Origin of the sequence: Bacteroides sp. AR29, assembly GCF_900217715.1 — a bacterium.
GTDB classification, from domain to species: Bacteria; Bacteroidota; Bacteroidia; order Bacteroidales; family Bacteroidaceae; genus Bacteroides; species Bacteroides uniformis.
This window is the reverse complement of the sequence record NZ_OBMS01000006.1, coordinates 44,292-69,497: the sequence shown is the minus strand read 5'-3', so window position 1 is coordinate 69,497 and position 25,206 is coordinate 44,292. Positions and strand designations below refer to the sequence as shown.

23 protein-coding genes are annotated in these 25,206 nt (G+C 48.7%); 10 read left to right on the top strand and 13 right to left on the bottom strand.

Features of this window, described 5'->3' with window-relative positions; genetic code table 11:
- Positions 1 to 89 precede the first annotated feature (89 nt).
- The 9 genes from CSD97_RS05445 to CSD97_RS05405 form a co-directional block, all read right to left on the bottom strand.
- Positions 90 to 2,420 (bottom strand): carboxypeptidase-like regulatory domain-containing protein, encoded by a 2,331-nt coding sequence (locus tag CSD97_RS05445; RefSeq protein ID WP_098032056.1) that lies wholly within the window; start codon positions 2,418 to 2,420, stop codon positions 90 to 92.
- Positions 2,421 to 2,650: 230 nt separating this feature from the next.
- Entirely contained in the window at positions 2,651 to 3,019 is a 369-nt protein-coding gene (locus CSD97_RS05440) for a GntR family transcriptional regulator (RefSeq protein ID WP_009036896.1), read from the bottom strand.
- Between the two features lie 3 nt (positions 3,020 to 3,022).
- Positions 3,023 to 3,817: a hypothetical protein gene (locus CSD97_RS05435; protein ID WP_083790039.1), complete on the bottom strand. Its 795-nt coding sequence runs from the start codon at positions 3,815 to 3,817 to the stop codon at positions 3,023 to 3,025.
- On the bottom strand, positions 3,814 to 4,638 hold the full coding sequence (locus tag CSD97_RS05430; protein ID WP_009036898.1) for an ABC transporter ATP-binding protein: 825 nt from the start codon (positions 4,636 to 4,638) through the stop codon (positions 3,814 to 3,816). The genes CSD97_RS05435 and CSD97_RS05430 overlap by 4 nt, the downstream gene beginning before the upstream one ends.
- A gap of 117 nt (positions 4,639 to 4,755) precedes the next feature.
- Positions 4,756 to 5,418 carry a hemolysin III family protein gene (locus CSD97_RS05425; protein ID WP_009036899.1) on the bottom strand — a complete coding sequence of 221 codons (663 nt, stop codon included), beginning with the start codon at positions 5,416 to 5,418 and terminating at the stop codon, positions 4,756 to 4,758.
- A complete protein-coding gene (gcvP, locus tag CSD97_RS05420; protein WP_098032055.1) occupies positions 5,418 to 8,267 on the bottom strand; it encodes an aminomethyl-transferring glycine dehydrogenase in 2,850 nt (949 codons plus the stop codon). The genes CSD97_RS05425 and gcvP overlap by 1 nt, the downstream gene beginning before the upstream one ends.
- A 31-nt stretch (positions 8,268 to 8,298) precedes the next feature.
- On the bottom strand, positions 8,299 to 8,937 hold the full coding sequence (locus CSD97_RS05415) for an MBL fold metallo-hydrolase (protein ID WP_035448216.1): 639 nt from the start codon (positions 8,935 to 8,937) through the stop codon (positions 8,299 to 8,301).
- 15 nt (positions 8,938 to 8,952) lie between these two features.
- Positions 8,953 to 9,573 carry a 16S rRNA (guanine(527)-N(7))-methyltransferase RsmG gene (gene rsmG / locus CSD97_RS05410; RefSeq protein WP_009036902.1) on the bottom strand — a complete coding sequence of 207 codons (621 nt, stop codon included), beginning with the start codon at positions 9,571 to 9,573 and terminating at the stop codon, positions 8,953 to 8,955.
- A gap of 37 nt (positions 9,574 to 9,610) precedes the next feature.
- Positions 9,611 to 10,477 carry a DUF3298 and DUF4163 domain-containing protein gene (locus CSD97_RS05405; protein WP_098032054.1) on the bottom strand — a complete coding sequence of 289 codons (867 nt, stop codon included), beginning with the start codon at positions 10,475 to 10,477 and terminating at the stop codon, positions 9,611 to 9,613.
- A 138-nt stretch (positions 10,478 to 10,615) separates the two neighbouring features.
- Between CSD97_RS05405 and CSD97_RS05400 the strand changes: the two genes are divergently transcribed.
- The 4 genes from CSD97_RS05400 (at position 10,616) to CSD97_RS05385 (ending at position 15,419) form a co-directional block, all read left to right on the top strand.
- Positions 10,616 to 11,014, top strand: coding sequence for a hypothetical protein (locus CSD97_RS05400; RefSeq protein WP_098032053.1), 399 nt, complete (start codon positions 10,616 to 10,618; stop codon positions 11,012 to 11,014).
- A gap of 83 nt (positions 11,015 to 11,097) precedes the next feature.
- Positions 11,098 to 13,314, top strand: a complete 2,217-nt coding sequence (locus CSD97_RS05395) for a TonB-dependent receptor (protein WP_098032052.1) — start codon at positions 11,098 to 11,100, stop codon at positions 13,312 to 13,314.
- A gap of 28 nt (positions 13,315 to 13,342) precedes the next feature.
- The gene (locus tag CSD97_RS05390) at positions 13,343 to 13,654 is read left to right on the top strand and encodes a heavy-metal-associated domain-containing protein (RefSeq protein ID WP_035457917.1); all 312 of its coding nucleotides are present in this window, start codon (positions 13,343 to 13,345) and stop codon (positions 13,652 to 13,654) included.
- A 70-nt stretch (positions 13,655 to 13,724) separates the two neighbouring features.
- Positions 13,725 to 15,419 carry a heavy metal translocating P-type ATPase gene (locus tag CSD97_RS05385; protein ID WP_035448221.1) on the top strand — a complete coding sequence of 565 codons (1,695 nt, stop codon included), beginning with the start codon at positions 13,725 to 13,727 and terminating at the stop codon, positions 15,417 to 15,419.
- Between the two features lie 11 nt (positions 15,420 to 15,430).
- Here CSD97_RS05385 and CSD97_RS05380 read toward each other — a convergent pair whose 3' ends face one another.
- The gene (locus tag CSD97_RS05380; protein ID WP_005836344.1) at positions 15,431 to 16,264 is read right to left on the bottom strand and encodes a helix-turn-helix domain-containing protein; all 834 of its coding nucleotides are present in this window, start codon (positions 16,262 to 16,264) and stop codon (positions 15,431 to 15,433) included.
- A gap of 123 nt (positions 16,265 to 16,387) precedes the next feature.
- Between CSD97_RS05380 and lipB the strand changes: the two genes are divergently transcribed.
- A complete protein-coding gene (gene lipB / locus CSD97_RS05375; RefSeq protein WP_057281256.1) occupies positions 16,388 to 17,047 on the top strand; it encodes a lipoyl(octanoyl) transferase LipB in 660 nt (219 codons plus the stop codon).
- Entirely contained in the window at positions 17,044 to 17,640 is a 597-nt protein-coding gene (locus CSD97_RS05370) for an ACP phosphodiesterase (protein WP_098032051.1), read from the top strand. Before lipB ends, CSD97_RS05370 begins: the two co-directional genes overlap by 4 nt.
- Before the next feature lie 127 nt (positions 17,641 to 17,767).
- Here CSD97_RS05370 and CSD97_RS05365 read toward each other — a convergent pair whose 3' ends face one another.
- The 3 genes from CSD97_RS05365 to CSD97_RS18715 form a co-directional block, all read right to left on the bottom strand.
- Positions 17,768 to 18,607, bottom strand: coding sequence for a DUF4373 domain-containing protein (locus CSD97_RS05365; RefSeq protein WP_098032050.1), 840 nt, complete (start codon positions 18,605 to 18,607; stop codon positions 17,768 to 17,770).
- 40 nt (positions 18,608 to 18,647) lie between these two features.
- Entirely contained in the window at positions 18,648 to 18,995 is a 348-nt protein-coding gene (locus CSD97_RS05360) for an SH3 beta-barrel fold-containing protein (protein WP_098032049.1), read from the bottom strand.
- Positions 18,996 to 19,211: 216 nt separating this feature from the next.
- A complete protein-coding gene (locus tag CSD97_RS18715) occupies positions 19,212 to 19,439 on the bottom strand; it encodes a hypothetical protein (RefSeq protein ID WP_143272411.1) in 228 nt (75 codons plus the stop codon).
- A 717-nt stretch (positions 19,440 to 20,156) separates the two neighbouring features.
- Here CSD97_RS18715 and CSD97_RS05355 point away from each other — a divergent pair.
- From CSD97_RS05355 to CSD97_RS05340, 4 genes are all read left to right on the top strand, one after another.
- Complete coding sequence (locus CSD97_RS05355; protein WP_035457919.1) at positions 20,157 to 20,693, top strand: UpxY family transcription antiterminator; 537 nt, start codon at positions 20,157 to 20,159, stop codon at positions 20,691 to 20,693.
- A 50-nt stretch (positions 20,694 to 20,743) separates the two neighbouring features.
- The gene (locus tag CSD97_RS05350; RefSeq protein ID WP_016273536.1) at positions 20,744 to 21,238 is read left to right on the top strand and encodes a UpxZ family transcription anti-terminator antagonist; all 495 of its coding nucleotides are present in this window, start codon (positions 20,744 to 20,746) and stop codon (positions 21,236 to 21,238) included.
- Positions 21,239 to 21,651: 413 nt separating this feature from the next.
- A complete protein-coding gene (locus tag CSD97_RS05345; RefSeq protein WP_016273537.1) occupies positions 21,652 to 24,072 on the top strand; it encodes an SLBB domain-containing protein in 2,421 nt (806 codons plus the stop codon).
- A 37-nt stretch (positions 24,073 to 24,109) separates the two neighbouring features.
- The gene (locus tag CSD97_RS05340; protein ID WP_016273538.1) at positions 24,110 to 25,201 is read left to right on the top strand and encodes a Wzz/FepE/Etk N-terminal domain-containing protein; all 1,092 of its coding nucleotides are present in this window, start codon (positions 24,110 to 24,112) and stop codon (positions 25,199 to 25,201) included.
- Positions 25,202 to 25,206: the final 5 nt, after the last annotated feature.

The following is a 25,206-nucleotide window of genomic DNA, read 5'->3' as shown; positions in this document are numbered from 1 at the left end:
TGGCGGTCAGGTAATTAATCATACATGAAGCAAAATAACGTATAATTCCGCCACTCTCCGTTGGGCTTCCTCTTCACAGAGGAAATGGGTTATCGCTGCATATTGATGATGCCGCTGTCCGTATCACTGTTGTTCAGCCCCTTGTTGCCCGCCTTGTGCTTGCGTCCGAACTCGAATGTATAGCCCATGCGCAGTACGACCATCTGTCCCGTCTCCCTGACGAATGTTTCGGAACGGAAAGGAGCCACTTCACTGATTCTTTCTTTTCCCACTTTATAGTTATTGGTGAAGGGAAACATAATACCGATTCCCGCCTGAAGGTTCTGCCGGGTGTACATTGCCATGAATGCCGTCTGGTTTTCGTTCTTCTTGATGGTTTCGCCGAAGAAATTGTTCTGCACTTTCCGGAACTGCCCGAGCAGCGAGAAGTCTTTATATTGCACTTGCGCCATCACGCTGTAATAGAATTCATCGTACATATGGCTATAGTTCAGACCTTCCGACCAACTGCGCGTATATCCTCCCGAAGCATAAAGCGTCAAGAAATCTTTCAGTCCGAACAGTGTAGCGCCATTTATGCCGGCCATCAGTTCCGTATTCAGGCTTTGGAACGACCGCTGGTTTTCATTCTTCAGTATCAGTTTGCCGTCCTCCACGAAGATGCTTTCCATGATGGGATTGTCATAATACTGGTGGCGCACGCTCAGATTGGCATTGAACTGCTTCTTCGAATAGCTGTAAGACAAGGAGTTCGTGAACTGTTGATACGTTTTCAGCAACGGGTTTCCGCGGACTATCTGTATCGTGTCCATCGCCTGCTCCACATCAGTCAGCGAACCGAGCGACGGTATGGCAGGACTGATGTTGAACCGGTAGCGCAGGAATCCCGCCTTCTTCAGATTATAGCTCAACCGCACGGTGGGCGTGAAGGTATAGTAAGCATGGTCTTCCTCACTTTCCTTGAACCAGGCACGTGTCATTCCTACACTGCCCGCATAGCTGAAGTCCTTTACCTTGCCTTGCACCTCGAAGAAAGCGGATGTTTGCGACTGGTCCATCTTCGAGGTGGTGGGATTGGAACCTTTATACTCATTCTCTGTCCGCATCTGATAGTGGCGGGCACCGCCGCTCAGCTTCACCTCCTTGAAGTTCTTTTCATAAATGGCTTCGCCGATGACGGAGCGCTTGTCGCCGTCCACTAATGTCTGGATGTCTGCCAGCGGTGCGTTCTCGTCCTTGTACTCCTTGTATTTCCGGTTGTTCTTGGTATGGATGAGCGTTCCCGTCACATTCATCTGGATGCTCTGCTGATGGGGCAGGGTATGCTGGAAGTAAAGGTCGAGCGCCGGAGAGTAGCTGGATGTGTGGTTGTTGACGTACGAATAGATGGACTCCGTGCTGCCCACTGCCCACATCTTGTTCAGTTCATTCTGGTAGGGGGCATTGCTGAGGTTGTTACGGAAGATGGCATTGAATACATATTTGTCCGCTTTCGTCAGATTGTACGTCAGATTCAGGTTGTTGATGAAGCTCAGAGAGGGCGACTCGTCTTCGATGCCTTCCTTGATGCGGTCGATGGTGCGGTCGCCCAGATAGAAGGTTTCGTGGGATTCGAGGCGGCTGTGATACTTGCCGTTCTTGTTGAAGTAGTCGATGCCCCATTCGGAGTTCTTGTAATTGAACTTCGCGCTCAGAAAATTCTCTCCCCATAGGGTGTGGGGCGAATCGGAGAGCTGGAAGTTCACGACACCGCCCGTTTCGCGGCGGCGCAGGATAATGTTGACTACGGCGCCCAGCTCATCGTCTCCGTACTGCTTGCCGGGGTCTTCGATGAACTCCACACGCAGTACGTCTTTGGCTCTGACGGCCGCTATCTCCTTGTCTGTCACTTTAATGCCGTTGATACGGGTTTGTACGGCCCCGCCACCGCTGACGCTCATGCTGTTGCTCAGATTGTCCACTTGCAGACGGGCAATGCCGAGATTGTTCAGCAGGTCGTAGGCACCGAACGAGCGTTTGAGCTGGCTTTCGGAAGGTAGGATGATTTGCCGGTCTACCCGCTGCAGCACATTGCTGGCAGATACCGTCACTTCACCGAGGCTCACGGCATCTTCCTGCAACTGTACATCGCCCAGGTCGAGGCTTTTATTCAGTTTCAGCAGTATGTTTTCACTTTGGAGGCCGATGAAGGAGATGGAAAGGCGGTAGTCGCCTGCCTTGATTTTAGGGAGGGCGAACTTGCCTTGTGCATCCGAGGTTACTCCGGTCACCAAAGTAGAGTCTATGGTCCATAATGACACATTGGCGGCTATAACTGCTTCTTGCGAGGCGTCCGTGACGCGTCCTTTGATGGAGAGGCTCTGTGCCTGCGTACGGAGTACGGAGAGGGCAAGCAATAGTAAAAAAAGTTTGGTTTTCATAATCGTTTGTATTAGTCTGTTACTGTTGGATAGGGATGTAAAAGTCACTCTTCCCGCTAAGGGAAGATGCTGAAGCTTGTATATCAGTTGTTTATACTTTCCTCGTCTGTCCGATGAAAGTTAGGAATGCATGAAGGAATAAATCTCGTACATCAGTGTCGAAACTTTGACAATCGTAAGTCCGAAGAGGAGTCCGAAGGTAATCCATAATGCAGTCTTTGCGTATCTCTTCATGAACCGTCTTTTTTAAGTTTGTTATATCGTTCTGTTATTTCTTCTATACTGATGCCGAGTAGCTCCATGCTGCGGAACATGTCGGCAAGCTGGTTGTCAAAAAACTCTTTCTTCTGTATTCGCATCACTTTCTTCACCGCATCTTTGGAGAGGTAGAACCCCATTCCCCGTTCCGGGTAGATGATGTCCTCCGTCTGGAGGTATTCATAGGCCTTCAGCACGGTGCGCGAGTTCACTGCCAGTTGTGTGGAGAGCTCCCTCACGGATACCACCCGCTCTTCTGCCCGCCATTCGCGGGTGAGAATCTTGCTGAAACAGAAGTCTACAATCTGCTGGTATATCGGCTTGTTGGTCTTGAAGTCCATAGGCTACAGTTGTTTTTCTTTGAGCAGGAAGTAGCTCGATACCCATGAACCGAGCAGCACACTGATGGGAGCCGCATAATTGCAGAAAGTCACGATGGCTTGTGCACCGGCCGACAACGGATAGTTGGTGTGGGGCCATGTGGCAATGTTATCCATCCAATATCCGTCCGCTCTGGCTTCGGGCATGAGGGAGGCCACAAAAGTTACAATTCCTATGCAGACGGCAATGGAGCCTACAAAGATGGTGAAGCTTTTCAGCAGGACTTGCCGACTGAAGGCGAAGTAGCCGATGAAGGCGGAAGCATGCAGGATTGCATTGGTCAGTATCTGGGTGTTGTGTATCCGGAACATCGTGATGTGCGTTGCGAAATATTGCAGGAACTCGCTGCCGCTTAAGGACAGCAGACCTTTGAGGCAGGCTATCAGCAGGCTGCAGAATAGGGGAAGCAGCAGCAGGTATTTTATCCAGATATGCAGGAACTTCTCGAATGCCGATGCCGGCAGCAGTATATCGAGAGTAGAGCTGCGTTTGCTGAAATTTGTTTCCAGCAGGCAGGGGGCCATGAGGATAAACCATAGTACGTAGCGGGAGAATTCGGTGGCAGAGGTATGTTTGCCGTAATAACTTCCACCGCGGTTTATGTCGTAGAGAATGCACAGGATGCAGATGAACGATACGACGGCTGCCGACCAAAGCAGGTGCCTGCCGGTCTCATTCCTTTTATATTGTTCCAGTAGCAGGAAGCGTTTCAGATTAAAAGTTGCGTTCATAGTTCTGTTTGTATGATGGATTTTCATTGAAACATGCTCTGTATCTTTTCCGGTTGTTGCAGCACCGCTTTATACAGCAGTTCGATGTCCGGTGTGTTCTCTTCTCCGTCCTCGTTGGGGAGAATGGAGAAATGGCCCGACAAGTCTTGTTCGCTGTAGATGCTTTCTGCCGGCAGGATGTCCGTACGGGCAAAGAGAAGCCGGTTACTGATTTCGTCCAGCGAACGGTTCAGTAATATTTCGCCTTTGCCAAGGATGACGAGATGGTCCAGCAGATTCTCGAAGTCGTGCGCCTGATGGGTGGAGATGAGCAGCGTGCTTTCATCGTCCATGCTGCGGCTGATGATACGTTTCAAGGCTTGGCGGGAGGTGATGTCCAGCCCGTTTGTCGGTTCGTCGAGCAGGATGTATGGAGTATGCAGGGCAAAGGCGTATGCCAGCATTGCCTTCTTCTGTTGTCCGTAGGAGACGGAAGAGAGTTTTTGTTTCCGGTTGATTTTCAGCTCTTCCAGGTTCAGCTTGAATTCTTCCTGATTGAAATGTGGATAGAATACGGAATGGCGTGCAGCGAAGCTGGCGATGCTTTCGGTAGGCATCTGCAATTCTTCGGGCAGGAAGAAGTAACGGGCCAACCCTTCGGACTGTCTCTCTGCCGTGTTTCTTCCGTCTATACTGCACTTTCCGTTTTTGGGAAAGAGTAGTCCGCAGATGAGATGCATCAGCGTCGTTTTGCCTACACCGTTTTCCCCCAGAAGTCCATATATACCGTTTCCTATTTCCAAAGATATATTGTTGAAAATAAGTGGATTGGACTTGTAACCGTAGCTTGTGTTCTCTATCGTTATCATAACTTTATTGGTGTTGTACTGATGTACAACACTGCAAACGTAGGGTAAGTTATGGAGAAAAGCAAGGGGGAGAGATGCTTATTAACTTCTTTTAGCAGTTGTGCGCTTGTCGTTTGCTTACAGCATCTTCACCAGTATGTCCCATACAGCCACCATGTGGCAGGCTGAACCGCCCAATACAAAGAAATGGAAAACCGAGTGCATGTACCGTGCCTTGCGCAAGGAGTAGAAGGCGGCTCCCGTGATGTAGCATACTCCTTCGGCAATAATCCAGTAGCAGGCTGTGGGGGAGAGGGCGAAAAGCTGCTTGAATACTACCAGTACGGACAGCCCCATCAGGATGTAACACACTGTTTCCACGTAACTGTGCTCCTCCATCTTGCGGAAGCTGACAACAGTGCCGATAATGGCGCATAGCCAGACGAAGCCGAACAGTCCCCAGCCCCAACCGCCGTCCTCTCTCAATGCAATGAGCGTGATGGGGGAGTAACTGCCTGCAATGTGCCAATAGATGGCCGCATGGTCCCAATGCCGCAAGCGTCGTTTCCACGGATTATGATGTTTCAGGGAGTGGTAGAGTGTGGAGGCAAGATATGAACCGCCCATGCCGAACAGATAGAGCCATACACCGAATGCTGCCCAAAGATTCTGTACTTGGTAGCATTTTATCAGGAATAGTGTACTTACAATTACTCCCATGGCAATGCCGATGCCATGGGAGATGGAATTGATGGTTTCTTCTTTTTTACTATAAAATAGTCCGTTACGCTTTCTTTTCATCAGTCGAAGCATCCATAGCATGTGGGCAACAGTTTACGGTCTCCCAACGTGTTGTCTACACGTGCCACGTTCACCCAGAACTTGTTTTCGCGCACGCTTTCTATCGGGTAGGCTGCCTTTTGGCGGGTATAGCTGTGCTCCCACGTGTCGGCTACCACTTCGTATTCGGGATGGGGGGCATTCACCAGCACGTTGTCCGTCTTGTCGGCTTCGCCGTTCTTCACTTCTTGAATCTCGTCCCAGATGGTCAGCATCACCTGCACGAAGTTATCCAGTTCGGCAAGGCTTTCGCTCTCCGTCGGTTCAATCATCAGTGTGCCGTGTACCGGGAAGGAGAGGGTGGGGGCATGATAGCCGTAGTCCATCAGACGTTTGGCGATGTCGTTTTCACTGATGCCCGTCTCTTCGTGCACCTTGCGGCATTCCAATATCATTTCGTGTCCCACGAAGCCGGTAGCACCCCGATAAACAATGCCATACGTATCCTTGAGGCAGGCGGCCAGGTAGTTGGCGCTGAGGATAGCTATCTTCGTGGCACGCGTCAGCCCTTCTGTTCCCATCATGCGGATGTAGCCGTAGGTGATGGGCAGGATACCTGCACTGCCGAAGGGGGCTCCGGACACCTGGTTGGCTGCATTGCCGAACAATTTGTGTCCCGGAAGGAACGGAACCAGATGCTCTGCCACGCAGATGGGGCCTACGCCCGGTCCGCCGCCGCCGTGAGGAGAGGCGAACGTTTTGTGCAGATTCAAGTGGCAGACGTCCGCACCGATAAAGCCGGGATTCGTCAAGCCTACTTGGGCATTCATATTGGCGCCGTCCATATATACCTGCGCACCGCAGGCGTGTATGATGTGGCAGATTTCCACAATTTCCGTTTCAAAGATACCGTGTGTGGAAGGGTAGGTAATCATCAGGGCGGCGAGGTCATCCTTGTTTTCTTCCGCTTTGGCGCGCAGGTCGGCCATATCCACGTTGCCTTGTGCGTCGCAGGCGCAGGTCACGGTGGTGAAGCCAGCTTGGATGGCGGATGCCGGGTTGGTGCCGTGTGCGGATGCCGGTATCAGCACCTTGTTGCGGTGTCCTTGCCCGATGCTTTCCAGATAGGCGCGGATGACGCGGAGTCCGGCATATTCGCCTGCCGCACCGGAGTTGGGTTGCAGGCTGACGCCGGCAAAGCCGGTAATGATTTTCAGCTCTTCACTGAGGTTGCTTATCAGTTCGCGGTAACCTTCGGCCTGGTCTTCGGGCACCAGGGGATGCATGTTCATGAATTCCGGACGGCTGAGCGGCAGCATCTCTGCGGCGGCATTCAGTTTCATGGTGCACGAGCCGAGGGAAATCATGGAGTGTGCCAGTGAGATGTCCTTGCGATCGAGGCGCTTGATGTAGCGCATCATCTCCGTTTCCGTATGGTATTTGTTGAATACTTCGTGTGTCAGATAGGCGCTTTGGCGCTTCATCTCCGCGCTGATGCTACTTGCCATGGGTACGTCGCTTGTCTTTTCCCAATCCCTTCCGGCGGCAATGGCAAAGATGGAGAGCAGTACATTGACGGCAGCTATATCCGTAGTTTCGTCAATGCTCATGCCTACATCTCCATTCTTGAAATAACGCAGGTTCACTTCCTTGCTTAGAGCGATGGTACGTATCTGCTGTGCCGAAATGGTGTCGGGCAGTGCAAAGCGGAGCGTGTCGAAATATTGTGCATTGACCTGCTTGTACCCCAGTCTGTTGATACTTTCTTCCAGGAATACGGCAATGCTGTGGATGCGTTCTGCAATGGTGCGGATGCCTTCCGGACCATGATATACGGCATAGAATCCTGCCATTGTAGCCAGCAGTGCCTGCGCGGTACAGATGTTGGAAGTCGCCTTTTCACGCTTGATATGTTGCTCGCGGGTTTGCAGCGCCATGCGGTAGCACAGCTTGCCGTATTTGTCTTTCGACCAGCCGATGATGCGTCCCGGCATATTGCGCTTGTACTCGTCGCGGGTGGCAAAGTAGGCTGCCGACGGCCCGCCGTAGAACATCGGTGTACCGAGCCGTTGTGTGGTTCCGAAGACGATGTCAGCTCCCCATTCTCCCGGAGGGGTGAGCAGGGCGAGGCTCAGAATGTCGGCGGCAACGGCCACTTTGCAGTTGGCCGCATGGGCTTTTTCCACGAAGGCGCGATAATCTTCCACGTTGCCGGCGGCGTTGGGATATTGCAGTACGCAGGCGAAGATGTCCGGCGTGAATTCCATTTCATGGTATTTTCCTATACGCAGCTCGATACCTTGCGGAATGGCGCGAGTAGTCATTACCGCCAGTGTCTGCGGGAAGACGGCTTCGTCTACAAATACCACGTTGGCACCCGATTTCTGCATGTCGCGCGGACGCAGGGCGTACATCATCGTCACGGCTTCGGCTGCGGCAGTCGCTTCGTCCAGCAGGGAGCAGTTGGCAAGGGGCATGCCGGTGAGGTCACATACGGCAGTCTGGAAGTTCATTAGGGCTTCCAGGCGTCCTTGTGAGACTTCGGTCTGATAGGGGGTATAGGAAGTGTACCAAACGGGGTTCTCGAATACATTCCGTTGGATAACGGCAGGAGTGATGGTATTGTACCATCCCATACCGATATAGGTTGTGTAAAGTTTGTTTTTGGCAGCCAGTCCTGCAATGTGCTGTCCGAATTCGTACTCCGTCATTGTCTTGGGCAGAGCCAGCGGTTCTTTCAGGCGGATGTTGGCAGGAATGGTTTTATCAATCAGCTCGTCCAGGCTTTTCACTCCTATTTTTTGGAGCATCTTCTCCTCGTCTTTTTCGCTGATGCCGATGTGGCGGTAGGCCAATAGGTCGTTTTTCATGGCTGTAATGATTTAAAAGTTTGCTGTATATTTACCGGAAGAACGGATTCTCCGCTTTTTCTATTCCTATGGTAGTCGGTGCTCCGTGTCCGGGATAGACAATCGTGTCGTTGGGCAGGATGAACAGACGGCTGCAAATATGCTCTATCAGTTCGTCGAAGTTGCCGCCGGCAAGGTCGGCACGGCCGATGCTGCCTTGAAACAGCACATCCCCCGAAAACATGCAGTGGTCTGCCGCGCAATAGTACACCAGGCTGCCCGGCGAGTGTCCCGGCACATGGATGGCTTCCAGTTTCGTATTGCCGAAGGTGATGATGTCTCCATCGTGCAGATAAGTGCCCAGAGGCACGGGGGCTTCCTGCAGCTGGAAGCCGAACATGCGGCTTTGTTTCGGCGCTTCGTCAATCCAGAACTCATCGGCCTGGTTGGCTTCGGCCTTCAGACCGAACTCTTTCAGCATGAAAGGATTGCCGAAGATATGGTCCAGATGCAGATGGGTATTCAGCAGATGTTTCACATTCAGCCCATTCTTGGTAATGAAGTTTTTCAAGGCCTGCTTTTCTTCTTCATAAAAACAGCCCGGGTCAATGACGACCGCTTCATTGGTTTCGTCCCAAAGCACATAACAGTTCTCCGGGAACATATTAAACTCAAATCTCTTTATTTTCATATTATGTATTTAGATTTATCCCCCTACATATACTACTTTCTTTGTCTCGAAGAACTCCTCTTCAAAGAACTCCTTCAGGTCCCACAGCGTAGTCTTGTTCTTGACGGGCATGGTTTCGTTTCCCAATTCGCCCCCCTTGAGGCAAATCAGTCCGTTGGGCAATGCATTCTGCTGTTTGGAGGAGATGTTCTTGCGGATAATCTTCAGTAGGTCTGTCAGTGGCATCACGGCACGGCTCACCACAAAGTCGAACTTCCCTTTTTCCTCTTCTGCGCGGGCATGGCGGAAGGTGACGTTTTTCAGCCCGATGCTGTTGGCTATTTCGGAGGCTACGCGTACTTTCTTTCCGATGCTGTCCACCAGATGGAATTGTACTTCGGGGAAAAGGATGGCAAGCGGGATTCCCGGAAAGCCTCCTCCCGTGCCGAGGTCCATAATTTGTGTCCCCGGTCTGAACCTGATTACCTTGGCTATGCCCAGAGAATGCAGCACATGGTGTTCGTACAAGTTCTCTATATCTTTGCGTGAAATGACATTAATCTTAGAGTTCCAGTCCAGATAGAGGTCGTAGAGTGCGGCAAACTGCCGTTTCTGTTCTTCCGTCAGGTCCGGGAAATATTTGAGTATTAAATCCATTGTGAATTTTATGTTGATAGACAATTGATTACAGTTCCTATTCACCGTCTGTTTTTATAGCGCTGCTCAATACAATGAATTTACCGTTCATCAGAGGGGCTATGTCCTCATAAGACAACGTGATTTTGGTTGCTCCCATTACGTATGGGGCAATTTCATATACATTATAATAGAAGGTGATTCCCGTTGGGTCCAGGTAGAAATTCTCGATAGGCTCCAGGTCACCGGTGGTGGCGTAACCCATGTCCTCCAGCTCTTGGCGGGTGCTGACGTTGTTGTCTGCCATCAGCTGTTTCCAAAGCAAGTCGGTCAGCGCTTCCTTATAGTCGCCTTCAAAGAGGTCGTCCAGGCGGATGGGGCTTAGGGTCTTTAGGTCGAGGTTGAGGAAGGTGGACATATAGATGCCGTGTGCGCCGCCGGTATATTCGTTGTAATCTATACGGTAGGTCAGTATCAAGGTATTGCACAACTGCACATGGCTTTCGATTCCTTTATAATAGGAATACCAAGCTCCTATACTCTGCTCGTCCTGTTTGTCCTCCTCGTCTTTCTTGTACATCGGCTCCAGGTCATTGCGGTAGTCGCCGACATATTTCTCCGTATATTTCTTGACAGCTTCTTCGGGTGTCATCGCCATGTACTTGTCGCCGAAGCAGGCAGAGAGGAAGAAGGCGTTCAGACTGTCTTTCAGCCTCACGTCGGATGACTGGCTGGCGTAGGCAACGTTGAGGATGAGGTTGCAGGCCGGCTTGGCTGTGTCTCCGAAGAGATGTACGGTTTCGTTTACTTGTATACTGTCGAACTCCAACGCGTATGCGTTTTTGTTCACGGTGTTACCGCAGGAAAAGAAAAAGCCGCTTGCCGCAAGCAGAAGGACAAGTAGGCTGACAGTTTGCTTTTTCATATTGAATTTCGTTTATAAATCAACATATCAATCAAAAAACTTTATCGACAAATATAGAACTTATTAACGAACTGCACACATAAAAAAGGAAAAATTAATTCCGGCAAACGATTAAAACTTTCTATCTTTGCAGCGCTTATGAAGGAACCCCGTTACATACTGGCTGTACTCTTTTCCTCCCTTATCATTATAAGCGGAGTGGGGATTTCTGTAGTTCAGTATTGCTGTGCCGTATGCGAGACGACACAAAGTTGCTGCACCTCCGGCTGTTCCAAATGCCATCATGCACATCGTGGTTCACAAAAAACATGCAAGGATACCGGCTGTACAGCCGTCTACTACAAGGTGGATTTCGTGAAGCATGCACACGAGTCTGTTTCGTTCGTGCCATTCCTTATACTGTTTTGCGAGCAACTGCCGCTGTTTGATCACTCCTTGCCGCAGGTGGCTTGTACTCCGAGAGTTGTTTCAGGAGCACCGCCATATGTCGTCGGCTCGCGTCATTATCTGGCGCTCTATTCCACGCTTCTCATTTAGTGTTGTTTTATACGGGGCAATGACCTGGATTGCCCGGAGGGAACTGTTTGTTTTTTAATCACTTCTTTAAGTATAAAACAGAAATGAAATATAGTTTGATAGCCATTCTTCTGTTCTCTTTCACCGCCTTGCAGGCGCAGGTAAAGGGAACGGTAAAGGATAATTTGGGCGACCCGATTGCGGGTGCCAACCTCTTCTGGCAGGGAACCACCCAAGGTACCACCACTTCGGCGGACGGTACTTTCTCCTTGTCCAAACCCAATGACAAGCATATGCTTGTAGTCAGCTTTATCGGTTTTGAGAACGATACGATACACGTCAGTAACCGCAATGAGACGCTCGACATTGTCTTGCGCGAAGGGGTGGAACTGAGCGAGGTGAATGTGGTCAGCCGTAAGTTGGGCACCATGAAGCTGCGCAACAGTGTGATGAATGAAGATATGATAAGTAGCGCCGAGTTGAGTCGTGCCGCCTGCTGTAACCTGGGAGAGAGTTTTGTGACCAATCCCTCGGTGGACGTCACCTACTCTGATGCCGCCACCGGTGCTAAGCAAATCAAGCTTCTCGGCTTGTCCGGTACGTATGTGCAAATGATGACGGAGAATATCCCCAACTACCGCGGCTCTGCCGCCCCCTACGGACTGGGTTATGTACCCGGGCCATGGATGCAGAGTATTCAGGTGAGCAAGGGCAGTTCATCCGTGAAGAACGGCTATGAGGCCATCACGGGACAAATCAATGTGGAATTCAAGAAACCCCAGTTGCCCGAAGCCGATTGGTTTTCCGCCAACCTCTTTGCCAGCAGCACCAACCGTTATGAAGCCAATGCCGATGCCACGGTGAAACTCTCCAAACGTTGGAGCACCTCTTTGCTGGCGCATTACGAGAATGAGACCAAAGCTCACGACAGCAACGACGACGGCTTTGCCGACATCCCCCGTGTGGAGCAGTACAACCTCTGGAACCGCTGGGCATACATGGGCGACCGCTACGTCTTCCAGGCAGGCATCAAAGTGCTTACAGAAGACCGCAACAGCGGGCAAGTCAGCCATGGCAAAACGTCCCTGGCAGACCCTTATAAGATAAGTATAGGTACCGACCGCTACGAAGCCTTCACCAAGAACGCCTATATATTTAATAAGGAGAAGAACACCAACCTGGCATTGATTCTTTCCGGCTCCCTGCACAAGCAGGATGCCTTGTACGGACGGAAAATCTACGATGTGGACCAGCACAACGCTTATGCCTCCTTGCTGTTCGAGACGGAACTGACCAAGCGTCAAAGCCTTTCTGCCGGACTGAGCTTCAACTATGACTCCTACGACCAGCACTACCGCCTGGACAATGACGCCGCACAGCCTTTGACGAAGAAATTCACCAAAGAAGCCGTCCCCGGCGCCTACGTGCAGTACACCTACAACTGGGACGATAAACTGGTGCTGATGGGTGGCATCCGCGGCGACCATAGCAGCGAGTACGGCTATTTCGTCACTCCGCGTTTCCATGTGAAGTACAATCCCAACGAGTATGTACATTTCCGTCTTTCGGCAGGAAAGGGATACCGCACGAACCATGTGCTGGCCGAGAATAACTACCTGCTGGCAAGCAGCCGCCGGATAGACATCGCCAAACGTCTTGACCAGAATGAGGCTTGGAACTATGGCGCAAGCACTTCCACCTATATTCCCTTGTTCGGCAAAACCTTGAACCTGAATGCGGAATACTATTACACGGATTTCCGCAAGCAGGTGGTGGTGGATATGGATACGGACCCGCATGCCGTTCTGTTCTACAACCTTCACGGCCGTTCCTATTCGCAGGTAGTGCAGGTGGAGGCAAGCTATCCGTTCTTCCCGGGTTTCACCTTTACCGCGGCTTACCGTTGGACGGATGCCAAAACGAATTACAACGGAGAGCTGATGGAGAAACCCCTTACCAGCAAGTATAAAGGTTTGCTGACGGCTTCTTATCAGACACCTTTGGGATTGTGGCAGTTTGATGTGACTTTGCAACTGAACGGTGGCGGGCGCATGCCGGCTCCATACGAACTGACAGACGGCAACTGGTCGTGGGAAAGGCGCTATGGCGGCTTCGAGCAGTTGAGTGCCCAGGTGACGCGCTATTTCCGTCGCTGGTCTATATACGTCGGTGGCGAGAACCTGACAAACTTCAAGCAGAAAAACCCCATCATTGATGCTTCCAATCCCTGGGGAAGCAACTTTGACGCTACGATGGTGTGGGGACCCATGCATGGAGCAAAAGCCTATGTAGGTGTTCGTTTTAACTTGCCGAGAATATAATATTATTTATTAAATCAATAGCGAAACAATGAAAACAAGAAGATTTTTAATGACTTTGGCAGTTGTACTCTTCTGTGCATCTGCCGCAATGGCAAAAGACATCCGTACAGCCGTGTTCAAGGTGGCACAGATGAAGTGTGAGAACTGTGTAAGGAAGATAAACAATAACATCCGTTTTGAGAAGGGACTGAAGGACTTCCACACAGACCTGAAGACAAAGACGGTAACCATCACGTATGATGCCGACAAGACCAATGTGGAAAAGTTGAAAGAAGGTTTCCAAAAGTTCCATTATGAAGCGGAGTTTGTCAAGGAAACCAAGCAGGACGATAAGAAGTAATTGAACAAACTGCTCATTCCAGTTGTTGCTTTATTAAAGCGGAACAACAACCATCTAAAAAATAAATCGAATGAGCAATATAATTACTAAGGCACATCCCGTGCCGGATATGCACAGCACGGGATTGCGCGTCGTCGGTGCATGGCTTTTTGCCATCGTACTGATACTGTTTTCTACAGTCTTTGTGCATGTACCCTATACCCGTGAAATACAGATGGTACTGGCAATTCCGGTACTGCTGTTTTTCGGCGCTCCTTTTTATGCCGGTGCCTGGAAGGGAACCCGGTCGGGCCGCAACAATATAGACCGTCTGGTGGCGCTTACCACCTCTGTGGCTTTTCTGTTCAGTGTGTTCAACACTTTCTTCCCGGATTATTGGCTGGGCATCGGGCTGGAACCGCATGTCTATTATGGGGTTGCCGCCGTCATCATCGCCTTTTCCCTGACCGGCGAGTTTATGGAGGAACGTGCCCGGCGAAATGTGTCGGCGGCTATCTGCCGGTTGGGAGGCTGGCAGCATAACGCAGCCCGCGTACTGCCGGAGAAGCAACGCATTGACGACCGCGTTGCCGAGCTTTTTGTCCCGGTCATTCTCATCATTTCCCTGCTGACCTTTTTTATATGGGTGTTCTTCGGAGGCATAGATGTAGTGTCACACGGTCTGTTTGCCGCTTTGTCCGTATTGGTGGTGGCTTGTCCGTGTGCGGTAGGGCTGGCCACTCCAGTAGCTTTGGCGGCGGGCCTTAATAAAGCTGCCCGCAATCATATCCTTATCAGGGACACTTCCGCTTTAGAGCAGATGCGCAATGTGGATGTGGTGGTATTCGACAAGACCGGGACCTTGACAGAAGGACATCCTACGGTAATAGGCTGGCTGTGGGCGCAAGGGCAGGAGGAGCATTATAAAGATGTACTGCTTGCTGCCGAGTCTACTTCGGACCATCCTCTGGCAGAAGCAATCGTTACGGCCCTGGAAGGGGAGGAGCAGGTTATCCCTGCCCACCTGGACGGTTTTGAAAACATTACCGGAAAAGGTGTCAGAGTGGCCTATCAGGGTGCGGAATATTGGGTAGGAAGCCATAAACTGCTGAAAGATTATCAAGCCAATTTGTCGGATATCCTGGCCGATATGCTGACACAATATGAATCGGACGGAAACAGTATTGTCTACTTTGGGCGTGAGAACGATTTACTTGCCGTTATTGCCATCAAGGACCAGTTGCGGGTGACTTCTATGGAAGCTATCCGGGAACTGCGTATCCAGGACATCGAGATATGCATGCTTACGGGAGACGGTGAGCGTACAGCTTCTTCCGTGGCCGGCAGTTTGGGTATCATGCGTTTTGTGGCTGATGCCATGCCCGACGACAAAGAGGATTTCATCCATAAGCTGCAGCTTCAGGGTAAAACGGTCGCCATGGTAGGTGACGGCGTGAACGATGCGCAAGCCTTGAGCTGTGCTGATGTAAGCATTGCCATGGGAAAGGGGACCGATACGTTGATGGACACCGCCATGATTACTCTCAGGACTTCAGACCTGCTGCTGTTGCCCAAAGTTTTCCGGTTGTCTCGCCAGACTGTGAGCCTCATGTACCGGAATCTGTTCTGGGCTTTCATCTATAATACAGTGGGTATCTTTGTCGCGGCCGGAGTACTCTATCCCGTCTATGACATCCTGCTGAGTCCTGCGCTGGCAGGTGCTGCCATGGCTCTTTCCTGTGTATCCGTGGCTTTGAGCAGCCTTCGTCTGAGTTCCAGGTTCTGACGGCTGTATTCTCAGCTGTTCCTATACTCCAGCGGACTCATGCCCATGTGCCTCTTGAAGTATTTTCCAAAGAAGGAAGCACTGGGGAAGTTCAGGGAATAGGCAATCTCCTGAATGGTCATGTTGGTTGATTTCAGCTTGGCTTTCACGTCTACGATGACGACGTGGGCGATGATGTCCAATACATTTCTGCCGGTCACCTGCCTCACGGTGGTGCTGAGGTGTTGCAGGGAGATGCCCAGTTTGTCGGCATAGAATTGCGCGCGGCGTTCGCGGGTATAGTTTTCGATGACGAGCTGCACCAGTTCGCGGCATATTTCCTCTTTCCGGCTCTTGTTCCCTTTTTGCATCTGCGGACGGTGGCAATACATTCTGTCTATGCCGCTGAGGAGCAAGTTCAATGTGCTTTGAGCCATTTTTGTATCGGGAGGATAGGGACCGGTCGTGATGCGTGCCCATAAGGCAAAATAGTCCTTGAAATAGGAGGCGACGGTAGGGTTGACAGCCAGTACCGGATACTCCAGTATGTTGGAGAAGGAGCTCAATGTAGACTGGATGAGGTTGACTCCATTGAGGCAATGGGAAGAAAACCCCACGAATCCCAGGCACACTTTTTCCTTTTGTTCGTAAAACTGTATGATGGTTCCGGGAAGCAGGGTGATAAAATCCCCTTGCTTGATTTCCGTATCCATCAAGTTGATGGATACCGTGATGGAACCTTCTATGCATAGTGCAAAGATGCATGCTTTCAGGCGGCACGACTGTTTGTATATGTTTAGAATGTCTTCCGTTACTTCAGTCCATGCAATCATGTCTACTGGCAGGTCGACTTGGGGAAATTCCATACGCTTTGTCGTTTAGAGTTCGCACAAAGGTAATTCTTTTCCGGGAAAAAAGTAACGGAAGACATTCTGTTTTTAAAATGAAATGTTCTTTTTAGAATTCAAAAAAGTGCTATATTTGCTTGCATGAAACTGGAAATATCAGATTGGAACATGATTCCTTATGCCGGAGCATGGAGCCGGCAGACGGAATGGTTTGACGCACTTGTACATGCCAAGCAGGCAGGAGAGTGCTATGTCAATCATATTGTGCTCTGCGAGCATCCCCATGTCTATACATTGGGGCGTAGCGGAAAAGAAAGGAATATGCTGCTGGGAGAAGAACAACTGCGCAGGATAGGGGCTACACTCTATCATATTGACCGTGGCGGAGACATTACGTATCATGGTCCGGGACAGTTGGTCTGCTATCCTATTCTGAACCTTGACGACTTTTCTTTGGGGTTGAAGGAATATGTGCATCTGTTGGAAGAGGCGGTAATCCGTGTTTGTGCTTCGTTTGGCATCGCGGCCGGACGCCTGGAGAAGGCAACGGGCGTATGGCTGGAGGGCGATACTCCCCGTGCCCGTAAGATTTGTGCCATCGGCGTGCGCAGCAGCCATTTTGTCACCATGCATGGATTGGCACTGAATGTGAATACCGATTTACGTTATTTCAGCTATATCAATCCCTGCGGATTCATAGACAAGGGTGTCACTTCTTTGCAGAAAGAGCTGGGACACGAGGTGCCGATGGAAGAGGTGAAGGAGTGTCTTTGCAAGGAGCTGGTAAATCTTTTGTCATGAACTATCTGGCACATGTATTCCTTTCCGGTCCGAACAGAAAAGTACAGTTGGGCAATTTTGTAGGCGATGCTGTAAAGGGAAGCTCCTATAAGAATTATCCGCCGGATATAGCCAAGGGTATTCAGCTTCACCGCGCTATTGACGACTATACCGACCATCATCCGGCAGTTTGCGAGGTGGTGCATAGGCTTCAACCTGAATTCGGACGCTATTCGGGGGTATTGCTGGATATTTATTTCGATTATTTGCTGGCTTCCCGTTTCGAGTCGTTCTCCGGAGTTTCCTTGAGGAGGTATACCCGGACTTTCTATCTTTCCCTCCTCATCAATTACCGCTATCTTCCGGTACGGTTCAAACGTTTCATCTGGCATTTTATCCTGACCGACCGTTTGCGGAAATACGCCACTCTGAACGGAATAAGAGAGTCTTTGAACATCATGGTGGAATATCATCATATTGATATATCCGTAGACAAGGCTATTCGTTACCTTGAAGAGCACGATGAGGAACTGTTTGCTGTGTTCCAGCCATTTTTTATTGAATTGCAGAGGTTTTGCACTGAATACCGGCATAATTATAAGTCACAATTTTAAGGACGAAGAAGGAATGAATATCGTGTCGGCAAGGAATTAATATCCTGCCGACACGATATTTGTTTTTTGTATCACACGTTGTTGATTTCCTGCATGACATGTTATTGATAGCTTGTGCCCTGTGGAATCAGCTTCCCGTACTCCGCTTCTCCCTTGCCAGTACCGAGATGATGTACCCTCCCTTGCTGTTCACCTTGTTCCAGTTTGTTCCATTGAATATTTTCCAGACGTAGTTTCCCAGCCTGCCGTAGTCCGATAACTTCAGAATCTTCCTGATTTCCTCCCGGTCGGTGATGTAGAGCTTTTCCAGATTCAGCATGAGGCATTCCAGGTTGTGCGTATTCCTGTTGTAGGCATATCCGGGAATGTCTAAATCAGGATTTCCCTGCGCTCCTCCGCTTTCCCCCGGGGGAGTAAGAGGGGGAAGTGCTTTACTTTCTTTTGCTTTGCTTTCTTCTACTTTGCTTTCTTTGCTTTGTTTGGAATTGTATGCATTTTCGGGGAAAATGTCCGCATCCTGCGTACAATTTTCCCGTTTTTGCGTACAAGTCTCGTCCTTGTCCGGTTTATCTTCCTCCGTCTCTACCAGCAGATAGGGTAGGGTGGTGAGGTCCCTTTTTCTTCTTTTGGTGGCTTCCAGCCATATTTTCTGTATCTCGGTAGAGGTCAGCACCCCTTGCTCCTTATAGGTTTTGGGGTCGAAAAAGGCTTTCTCCACCAGGATGTCCACGATTCCCTGCATCTCCTGCTCGTTGATGTCCTTTCCCGCCTTGTTTGTGAACAGTGTGCATTGCTCCGCGTTCCATTTCAGGTAATATCCGTTTTCCTTATGTATCTTGCACAGCAGTTTCATTACCGCTGCGGTTCCTTTCAGTCCGAACTTGGCTTCCACCAGTTCCACTGCTATCTCTTCGAATAGATTTACTTTGAGGGGGAAATATAGCATTCCCCCATACATCATGGCCATTGTTTTTAGTGTTTAATGATTAGTGATTAATGGTTAATGGTTAGCATATGGGGCTCCATTCGAGGACGTTTTCCAGCTGGAAGGTTTTCCATGCCTGCAGTTCCACGTCCCAGAAGGCTATGGTGCTTGTCACTCTTGTGATGTCATAATCTTTTCTGAAGTCTGCCTTGTAGGGCAGTAAGGTGGCTTTCGCCAGCCTGAATGTCCCGTCCTGCTTGTGGTAGGCTATGAGTGCGTGTCCGTATTGCATGTGGTCTATCAGGCTTTCTATCCGTTGGGCCATCCATGTGGCGCATGTTTCCGTGTAGTTCTTTTCCAGCATGATACGTATTTTCCATAGGTTTCTCAGTGCTTCGTGAAGTGAAGCGTTCTTTGTCGACTTTCTCATCTTGTTGTCTTTAAAATTAATAATTGTATTAGTTTGGCAGGAGGTACGCTTGTATATAAAAAAGATGCCGCATTCGTTGAGAAAGCGGCATCTATAGGCGGTGTGGCTTCATCCTTACCAAAGTGGCGGCAAAGATAAGTGGTTTATTCCTTAAGTTGTTTATATTTAATTGTTGTCAATAAGTTTCGTGGTTTCTGCCCTTTTTTGTTTTATTCCCTATATCTCTCCTGCTACCTTCATTTCCCGCCACACTTCACCGAACTCTTGTATTATAGTGTTTTCTGACAGTCTTTTATAGTCTGGCGTTCTAAAGTCGAAATGTGAGTATGCCCATTGTGCCAATGCCTTGTTGCTTGTCGGCTTTTCTTCTATAAAGTATCTTGATTTTCTCCATAGGATGATGTCTTTAATGACTTCTTTCCTATATTGTGGCAATATTCCCATAACCTCCCCGCTTGAGGGACGTCCTACTCCTGCTTTAGGAGCTGATATGCCGTGCTTTACATCCGTTTTAAGGGTGTCTCTTTTTGTTTTTTTTCCTTACTTTGGAGTGTCTCTTTTGCCTTCATTTTCTAATGTTTTTGGGTTAATAATTAAAATTACTGTAGTTTGTAAAATAAATGCAAAGGTATATCAAGTTTTTTGTTTTTGCGGAGTAAGGATGGAGATAAAAAGCTGGGTTTTATCTTTATGATGGGTTAATGCGTTGATATATAAATGGAAATGACTTTGACTTGGAAGTGTTTTTTAAACGTTCGTTTAATGGACGTCAAATTTCAGGAAATGAAATAGGGAATGAGTTAATAAAAGGGAATGGAAATTTTAAATATTAAATAAGATACTTAACATACTGAATTACTGTAGATTAAACTGAGATACGATGGGTTTTCCAAAATATTTTTATTAAACATTTTGAGGATATAAAAAACAGTCTTATCTTTGCGTCCATTAAACGAACGTTTAAAAAACGCTTTTTGTTTGTAATCCGCTCGTTTATAGTCTCTTACCAGAAGGTAATGACGAACTGCAAAAAAACTGTTGGCAAGAAGGGCACAATGCTTGCTGTATTTTAATAAGGTGCTCGCAAATGATTGGATACCAGGTATATACCGAGGGTTCAAAGCCCCAGAGGAACACTCTTTTGTGAACAAAACAACGAAAATGGAAACGGATAACGAGGTTGAAGTCTGGCATGCCATGCGTGCCACATACCGCAGAGAGCTTGATGCGGTGCATCTTCTCGAGAAGGAGAACCTCGGCTGTTTTGTCCCCATGCAATATAAGGTAAGTATCCGTAAGGGTAAGAAAGTCCGTACTTTGGTTCCCGTCATCCGTAATCTGGTTTTTGTCCATGCACGTCCTTCCGACGTACAACGTGTTAAGTCTCAAATTACTTATTTGCAATATATAACCGATACTCGCAGTGGTCAGAAGATAATTATTCCCGACCATGAGATGCAGCGCTTCATCGCCGTTGCCGGAACCTATAACGACCATTTGCTTTATTTCCAGCCCGAAGAGTTGAATCTGTCGAAAGGAACTAGAGTCCGTATTACGGGTGGCGACTTTACAGGTCAGGAGGGTATTTTTCTGAAAGTAAAGGGTGCACGTGACCGTCGTGTGGTTATAGAGATACAAGGTGTCATTGCTGTTGCCATGGCCACCATCCATCCGGACCTTATAGAAGTGATCGGCTGAATTATAATTCATAATTTACAACTCATAGTTTACAATTCATAATTCAAAAAATGTCCTCCTCCCTTTTCGAAGAAGCAATTAATCTCCAGCGTGCTGCGCACGAACTGATGTATTTAGGTATGGACGGTAGTCCTATCTATAGTGATGACCTTTCCCGCCGCAACGGTGAGGTTTACCGCTTGACTGCGGCTTTGTATGGTTCCAGTGCTCGAGGTACTACTACGGAAGAACAGGCAAACGTCTGTCTTGCTCTCTTGATGGGTTATAACGCATCGTTCATTGACCATGGCGAGAAGCAGGATCACCTCCAGGAGATATTAAACCGTTGTTGGAATCTCCTTGATACCCTTCCCGCTTCGCTGTTGAAACTCCGTCTGCTTACTGCCTGTTATGGAGAAGTGTTCGATGAGCTCCTGGTCGACGAAGCCCGGAAGATTATTTCTTCCTGGGACTCCGCATCGCTCACTGCCGAACAGCAGGAAGCTGTCGAGGAATTCCGGAATGTAGTTGACAATCCCTATCCGTGGGAATATCTTGAGGACTAAAACAGGTGAAAGTTTTCTCGCAAGGCAAAAAAAGAAATGGAGTGGAGAATGTAAGAGACACGGGAAAAGTTAAAGGCATATAGAGCTAAACATACAAGTGATATATTCATGTAATGAGTGAAAAGGATTCCACGCATTGTATTACGAAAAATAGCCTCCAGAGAAACGGATTATATGGCATTTCTGCCAATGAATATAGTAAAATAACTTATTATTTGATTAAAAATATAACTCAAAGTGGGTTATACCCCCTTTAGTAGATGCCCAATATCTATTGAATATCCGGGAAGCGTGGTACTAACTCTTTCATTACTACGCGAAGTAATAAATATAAATCACCTTTGGTTCCACCTTCCCGGATTAGTTTGATTTTTTCAGTGTGTGACATATAAGAATCTAACAAACATTAAATTATGCGTCGAATCTTATTTCTGATTTTATGTCTTTTTATTTTCTTCGGTTCTGCCTATGCCCAGCGCATGTCCGACGAGCAAGTGGTTGAATATGTGAAACAAGCACAGGCAGCCGGAAAATCTCAGAAGCAGATGACTGCCGAACTGTTGCGCCGTGGTGTGACCCGCGAACAGGTGCTCCGCATCAAGGATAAATATGAGAACTCGGGTGTTGCTGTCCCGGGTTCCGAAGCTCCCTCACAGATGCGCAAGCGTTCGGTTGCTGTGGGAGAATCCTACGAGGCTGCCGAACTGGATGACCAGAAAGCGGTTGTTGATGAGAGACTTGAAAGCCAGTCCGCCCCTGAGGCTGCCGGCATACAGATTTTCGGTCATAATCTGTTCCAGAACCGTAATCTCTCCTTTGAACCTAGTGTGAATTTGGCTACTCCGGCAAATTATCGGCTGGGGCCCGGTGACGAGGTGATCATAGATATCTGGGGAGCTTCCGAGAATACCATCCGCCAGACCATCAGTCCCGAGGGGAGTATCCAGGTGAAAGACCTCGGTCCCGTTTATCTGAACGGCATGACTGTTAAAGAAGCCAACGCTTATCTGCAACGGGAACTGTCCAAGATCTATTCCGGTATCGGAGGGGGGGATCCCAATTCACAGATCCGTCTGACTTTAGGCGATATACGTACCATTCAGATTCATATTATGGGTGAGGTCACGGTGCCGGGTACTTATACACTTTCGGCTTTTTCTACGGTTTTCCATGCCTTGTACCGTGCCGGTGGTGTGAATAATATCGGTAGCTTGCGTGACATCCGTCTGGTTCGTAACGGAGAGACGATAGAGCATTTGGACGTCTATGAGTTCATCATGCAGGGCAAGATGAATGACGATGTCCGTCTGCAGGAGGGCGATGTGATTATCGTGAGTCCCTACCAGTCGTTGGTCGAGATAGTAGGTAAGGTGAAACGTCCCATGTATTATGAAATGAAGCCTGCCGAGACGGTTGCTTCCTTACTGAAGTATGCGGGTGGCTTTATGGGAGATGCCTATAAGAAGGCTGTACGCATCATCCGTAAAAGCGGACGTGAACATCAAGTATATAATGTGGATGAGATGGACTATTCTGTATTCCGTTTAGACGACGGTGACTTAATGACGGTTGACGCCGTACTCGACCGTTTTGAGAACAAGGTTGAGGTCAGTGGTGCCGTCTATCGTCCGGGGCTTTATCAGTTGGACGGTGAGGTGAATACGGTGAAGCAGCTGATAAAGAAGGCTGAGGGACTCCGGGGAGATGCTTTCCTTGCCCGGGTCCTTCTGGACCGTGAGCGTGAAGATCTTACGCACGAAATGGTTGCCGTTGATCTAGAGGGTATCATGAACGGTACGGTTTCTGATATACCCCTTCAGAAGAACGACCATCTGTATGTTCCCGGTATCCATGACCTGAAGGAGAGCGAGACGGTCTCCATTTATGGTGAGGTGCTCAATCCCGGTACTTTCCTGTACTCCGACAACTTAACGATAGAGGATATGATTGTCCAGGCGGGAGGTCTTACTGAGGCTGCCGCCACTACCTGTGTGAGCGTGACGCGCCGCATCAAGGATCCCAAGAGTACTGCCTACAGCAGCAAGCTTGCGGAGACATTCACCTTTGACATCAAGGACGGTCTTCTGACGGGTGCCGGTAGTTTCTACCTGCAACCTTTCGATGTAGTCCAAGTTCGTCGCAGTCCTGCCTACCAAGTTCAGCGCATGGTGACAATTGCGGGTGAGGTGCTTTTCAGCGGCAGCTATTCGTTGTTGAAAAAGAATGAACGTCTGAGTGATGTGATAGGTCGTGCAGGCGGAATTACTCCGGCGGCATATATAAAGGGGGGACGTTTGATTCGCAAGCGCAATGATGAGGAACGTCGGCGTGAGACGGATGTGCTTCGCATAGCTCAGGGTGGTGAGGGGAAGGATAGCATCTCTGTGGACAAGCTTGCCATCTCTGAGACTTATGCAGTAGGCATCGATATGGAAAAGGCTCTGTTTAATCCGGGAAGTGACTATGACATTGTCCTGCGTGAGGGAGATATCGTTTATATTCCTGAATACGTCAATACGGTGAAGATCAGCGGTTCAGTGATGTATCCTAATACAGTAACCTGGGAGAAAGATGCCAAGCTGAAACATTATATCAATATGGCAGGTGGTTATGGCGAAAATGCGAAAAAGAAGAAAGCATACATCATTTATCTGAATGGTACGGTAGCCCGTGCTAAGAAGAGTGACAGTGATTTAATCCAGCCGGGTTGTGAGATTGTGGTTCCCACGAAGTCTGAGAGGAAGCGTCTCCAGCTTTCCGAGATTATGGGTCTGAGCTCCACGACTGCGACTATTGCGGCGATGGTGGCTACTTTGGCTAATACTTTTAAATAAGAAACAAGTGGAAGATATAAAAAGAAAAGATACCGGTATGAGTGACGAACAACAGAATAAACATACACAGGAAGAGGAGATTGATTTGCTTGAGCTTGCCTTGAAGGTCTGGGCGGAGCGCAGGTGGATATTGAAGTGTTGCGGCTATGCGGTGATTGTGGGGCTGGTGATTGCTTTCAGTATTCCCAAGGAATATACGACAAGTGTAATGATTGCTCCGGAAGCTTCTGATAATAAAGGCGGAGGGCTTTCCTCATTGGCAAGTTTGGCTGGCATCAATCTGAATACATCTTCGGGATCTGATGCGATTTATCCTGATTTATATCCGGATATTGTGAGTTCCACTCCTTTTGTGACAGGGTTGTTTGATGTCCCAGTCCGTGATATGGATGGGGAGATAAACACCACACTTTATGACTATATGGACGAATACCAGCGTATGCCATGGTGGTCGTATATCATATCTGCCCCTTTCAAGGCTTTAAGTTGGACTATTTCTCTGTTTAAGGAATCAGAAGAAGAGGTGGATAAATTAGATCCTTTTCAGCTGACAAAAGAGCAGACTGATATTGTGAAAGCACTGAGTGATCATATAGGTGTTTCGGTAGATAAAAAGACCGGGGTTACTACAATTTCCGTCACGATGCAGGATCCCCGTATTTCAGCATGTCTGACAGATACTGTTGTGAACAGGTTGCAGTCTTACATTATTGATTATCGGACTAATAAAGCCCGTAAGGATTTTCATTTCCAAGAAAAGCTTTTTGAGCGTAAGAAGAAGGAGTACGAACAAGCTCAAGAAAACTATGCCAAGTTTGCCGATGCCAACAAGAATATCATCCTCCAGAGTTACCGTGCCGAACAAGTGCGATTGGAGAATGAAATGAATCTTGCTTATCAAGTATATACAAGCGTTGCGCAGCAGTTGCAAATGGCGGAGGCAAAGGTGCAGGAAATTACTCCTGTTTATACGGTGGTTGAGCCTGCGACAATTCCTGTAAAGGCGTCAAAACCTAATAAAGTTATGATACTTTTGGGTGTTGTATTTCTGGTCGGTATAGTATGTGTTAGTTGGATACTCTTGGGAAGGAGGTTTATTGATACTTTCAGAGGTGAAAAGTATGTATAGTAATG

Coding starts and splice junctions, on each gene's coding strand:
- CSD97_RS05445 (WP_098032056.1), bottom strand. CDS start 2,420: ATGAAAACCAAACTTTTTTTACTATTGCTTGCCCTCTCCGTACTCCGT.
- CSD97_RS05440 (WP_009036896.1), bottom strand. CDS start 3,019: ATGGACTTCAAGACCAACAAGCCGATATACCAGCAGATTGTAGACTTC.
- CSD97_RS05435 (WP_083790039.1), bottom strand. CDS start 3,817: ATGAAAATCCATCATACAAACAGAACTATGAACGCAACTTTTAATCTG.
- CSD97_RS05430 (WP_009036898.1), bottom strand. CDS start 4,638: ATGATAACGATAGAGAACACAAGCTACGGTTACAAGTCCAATCCACTT.
- CSD97_RS05425 (WP_009036899.1), bottom strand. CDS start 5,418: ATGAAAAGAAAGCGTAACGGACTATTTTATAGTAAAAAAGAAGAAACC.
- gcvP (WP_098032055.1), bottom strand. CDS start 8,267: ATGAAAAACGACCTATTGGCCTACCGCCACATCGGCATCAGCGAAAAA.
- CSD97_RS05415 (WP_035448216.1), bottom strand. CDS start 8,937: ATGAAAATAAAGAGATTTGAGTTTAATATGTTCCCGGAGAACTGTTAT.
- rsmG (WP_009036902.1), bottom strand. CDS start 9,573: ATGGATTTAATACTCAAATATTTCCCGGACCTGACGGAAGAACAGAAA.
- CSD97_RS05405 (WP_098032054.1), bottom strand. CDS start 10,477: ATGAAAAAGCAAACTGTCAGCCTACTTGTCCTTCTGCTTGCGGCAAGC.
- CSD97_RS05400 (WP_098032053.1), top strand. CDS start 10,616: ATGAAGGAACCCCGTTACATACTGGCTGTACTCTTTTCCTCCCTTATC.
- CSD97_RS05395 (WP_098032052.1), top strand. CDS start 11,098: ATGAAATATAGTTTGATAGCCATTCTTCTGTTCTCTTTCACCGCCTTG.
- CSD97_RS05390 (WP_035457917.1), top strand. CDS start 13,343: ATGAAAACAAGAAGATTTTTAATGACTTTGGCAGTTGTACTCTTCTGT.
- CSD97_RS05385 (WP_035448221.1), top strand. CDS start 13,725: ATGAGCAATATAATTACTAAGGCACATCCCGTGCCGGATATGCACAGC.
- CSD97_RS05380 (WP_005836344.1), bottom strand. CDS start 16,264: ATGGAATTTCCCCAAGTCGACCTGCCAGTAGACATGATTGCATGGACT.
- lipB (WP_057281256.1), top strand. CDS start 16,388: ATGAAACTGGAAATATCAGATTGGAACATGATTCCTTATGCCGGAGCA.
- CSD97_RS05370 (WP_098032051.1), top strand. CDS start 17,044: ATGAACTATCTGGCACATGTATTCCTTTCCGGTCCGAACAGAAAAGTA.
- CSD97_RS05365 (WP_098032050.1), bottom strand. CDS start 18,607: ATGGCCATGATGTATGGGGGAATGCTATATTTCCCCCTCAAAGTAAAT.
- CSD97_RS05360 (WP_098032049.1), bottom strand. CDS start 18,995: ATGAGAAAGTCGACAAAGAACGCTTCACTTCACGAAGCACTGAGAAAC.
- CSD97_RS18715 (WP_143272411.1), bottom strand. CDS start 19,439: ATGGGAATATTGCCACAATATAGGAAAGAAGTCATTAAAGACATCATC.
- CSD97_RS05355 (WP_035457919.1), top strand. CDS start 20,157: ATGGAAACGGATAACGAGGTTGAAGTCTGGCATGCCATGCGTGCCACA.
- CSD97_RS05350 (WP_016273536.1), top strand. CDS start 20,744: ATGTCCTCCTCCCTTTTCGAAGAAGCAATTAATCTCCAGCGTGCTGCG.
- CSD97_RS05345 (WP_016273537.1), top strand. CDS start 21,652: ATGCGTCGAATCTTATTTCTGATTTTATGTCTTTTTATTTTCTTCGGT.
- CSD97_RS05340 (WP_016273538.1), top strand. CDS start 24,110: ATGAGTGACGAACAACAGAATAAACATACACAGGAAGAGGAGATTGAT.